Source organism: Phyllobacterium sp. P5_D12 (assembly GCF_054049495.1).
Genome location: NZ_JBFUMG010000628.1, coordinates 1 through 2,438 on the forward strand (window position 1 = coordinate 1; position 2,438 = coordinate 2,438).

Here is a 2,438-nt window from a genome sequence, read left to right on the forward strand (position 1 = left end):
ACCATACGTTTTGTTTAAAATGCGGTTCATTGGCTTCAACAGTTAAAGCCTGGTTAATTTCCATAGCCCGATACGATCTCCGAAGAAAGCCTTGTTCCTTCGATTTGGTAGCGGTCAATCGCCGCAATCGCCTGGTTCGTGCAGGTTGAATAAGTCTCGTTGAACGTGCGATACCCGCGATTGAAACTCGCGATCAACTTAGCCCGGCGTGCCGGGTCCGGATTCTCCGCCAGGAGCAGCGAATCCATTCGATCCCGCCACTGGTTGCTCCTTTCGCCGCAAAGATTACGCAGCGAATGGATCGATCCGAGAACCTCGGCCAAACGTAGGAGCTTTGCCTCATATAGAGGGTCGACCGCGTAAGCTGGCACTGCCGTGGCGATTGCCGTCAAAAACGCTGTGATTACTATTGCACGCCGCACGCGACAACCCCGAGACTAATTCCCCGCAAAGGTTGTTGCCCGAAAGCTTGGCATCTTCAAGGCGTCTGTGGTCAATATCTCAGGTTTTAAATTTTCGAGCCAATTCGTTTGCGACATCCAGAACACTCTCGGTCACGTCGAACGCCGCCATTTCCTCGACCCGGAGCCAATGCACCGCCGCCGCATCATCCGCAGCGATGGCTTCTCCCACTGGATCAAGCGCGAGAAATACAGCCAAGCGGAAAGGTTTCGGCGCTGGAAATTCCGGTGTCGAGTAGTCGAAGGTAACGGTCGTGAGATAAGTTACTTCTGTTGCTGTTATGCCGGTTTCTTCATGCAGTTCACGAATTGCTGCTTCTTGCGGCATCTCGCCTTGCTCTCTCCTGCCACCCGGAAATGCCAGCCAGCCTTTTGACGGTTCGCGTGCTCGCTCCACCAAGAGGAAGGCCCGATCGCGGATGCAAACGGTCGAAACGCCGTCGACAGTTGCGGAGAGGGGAATTTGGTCCATGTATCAGGGGTACGCGGTGAGAGAAGTTTTGACAAGACTGGCTTAACGCTGCATGTCAAATACGGATGATCGTCATTCCCGAACAATTTAGGCATACTGCATGTGCGCACGTTTTTCACTCATCGAAACACCCGAAGACGTTGAAGCGTATCTCGCCCTCATGGAGCTCGAGCCTTTTCCTCCGCGCTATAATATCGCGCCGACACAGCCGATCCTCATGGTGATCGCCGGTGAAACGCCGCCGCCGGGCAGCAATCGCCCCGATCGCAGAGCGCTTCTGGTGCGGTGGGGCTTTATTCCCGGCTGGGTGAAAGATACCGCCAATTATCCACTTATGATCAATGCGCGCTCCGAAACAGCAATCGAGAAGGCGTCGTTCAAAGCCGCAATGCGTCACCGCCGTGCGTTAGTTCCGGCCTCGGGTTTCTACGAGTGGCGGCGGGACGGTAACAGGAAATCGCAAGCCTACTGGGTCCGGCCCCGCAACGGCGGAATCGTTGCATTTGCGGGTCTCTACGAACCATGGGCAAATGCAGAAGGCTCCGAAATGGACACGGGCGCAATCCTGACGACGAACGCCAACGAGGATTTGCGTTTCATCCACGACCGCATGCCCGTTGTCATAGAGCAGAAAGATTTTGCCCGTTGGCTTGATTGCAAAACGCAGGAACCGCGCCATGTCGCCGAGCTCATGAAGCCGGCCCAAGCCGATTTCTTCGAGGCGATCCCCGTCTCGGACGAGGTCAACAAGTTTTCCAACACTGGTCCGGAAATCCAGGAGCGGATCAACGAGACCTTAGTTGAAACGAAGAAGCCGGGACGCGTCAAACCGCTGGAGCCTGACAACCAGATGAAACTGTTCTAATACGCCAATCCAACTATTCCCCAGGATGTCTACCCGATGTTTTCAGCCGCTCTCTCCGGTTTTCTTCTTGGCGCGTCCCTTATTATTGCCATCGGCGCGCAGAACGCTTTCATATTACGGCAGGGGCTACTGCGAGAACATGTCTTCCTCTTGAGCCTGATTTGCGCTCTGTCCGATGCCCTGTTGATTACGGCGGGCGTCGCGGGCCTTGGGACGCTGATCGCGCAATCGCCCACACTTATCTCGGTCGTAACGCTCGGCGGCGCCGCGTTCTTGTTCTGGTATGCTTCGGTTGCCTTCCGGCGTGCGCTCCATCCCGAGGTACTGAAAGCGGCGAACTCCGGCAACGGCAATTTGAAAGTCGCGATCGGCACCGTTCTGGCGCTGACCTTTCTCAACCCGCATGTCTATCTTGATACCGTCGTTCTGCTTGGCGGCCTGTCGGCTCGCTTTGAAGGTTGGAACCGGGCGGCCTATGGCGCAGGCGCCGCACTGGCGTCGTTCATATGGTTCTTCGGCCTCGGCTATGGTGCGAGGCTGTTGCAGCCGGTTTTTGCCAAGCCGGCCGCGTGGCGCGTACTTGACGTTTTGATCGGCCTCGTCATGGCCGGCATTGGTTTAAGTCTGTTAGTCCGTTTCC

Annotated in this window: 4 protein-coding genes; 2 read left to right on the forward strand and 2 right to left on the reverse strand. The window is 56.0% G+C overall.

The genetic code is table 11. The features are described 5' to 3' along the window. Nucleotides 1–53: 53 nt before the first annotated feature. Both ACXJ5O_RS24440 and ACXJ5O_RS24445 read right to left on the reverse strand, forming a co-directional pair. Nucleotides 54–422 (reverse strand): TIGR02301 family protein, encoded by a 369-nt coding sequence (locus ACXJ5O_RS24440; protein ID WP_457302169.1) that lies wholly within the window; start codon nucleotides 420–422, stop codon nucleotides 54–56. A 79-nt stretch (nucleotides 423–501) separates the two neighbouring features. Next, nucleotides 502–933 (reverse strand): NUDIX hydrolase, encoded by a 432-nt coding sequence (locus tag ACXJ5O_RS24445; protein WP_457302170.1) that lies wholly within the window; start codon nucleotides 931–933, stop codon nucleotides 502–504. A gap of 100 nt (nucleotides 934–1,033) precedes the next feature. Here ACXJ5O_RS24445 and ACXJ5O_RS24450 point away from each other — a divergent pair, with 100 nt between their 5' ends. Both ACXJ5O_RS24450 and ACXJ5O_RS24455 read left to right on the forward strand, forming a co-directional pair. Further along, nucleotides 1,034–1,798, forward strand: a complete 765-nt coding sequence (locus ACXJ5O_RS24450; RefSeq protein WP_457302171.1) for an SOS response-associated peptidase — start codon at nucleotides 1,034–1,036, stop codon at nucleotides 1,796–1,798. 36 nt (nucleotides 1,799–1,834) lie between these two features. Further along, nucleotides 1,835–2,438, forward strand: a 604-nt coding sequence (locus ACXJ5O_RS24455) for a LysE/ArgO family amino acid transporter (protein ID WP_457302172.1), incomplete at its 3' end; no start/stop codon positions are given.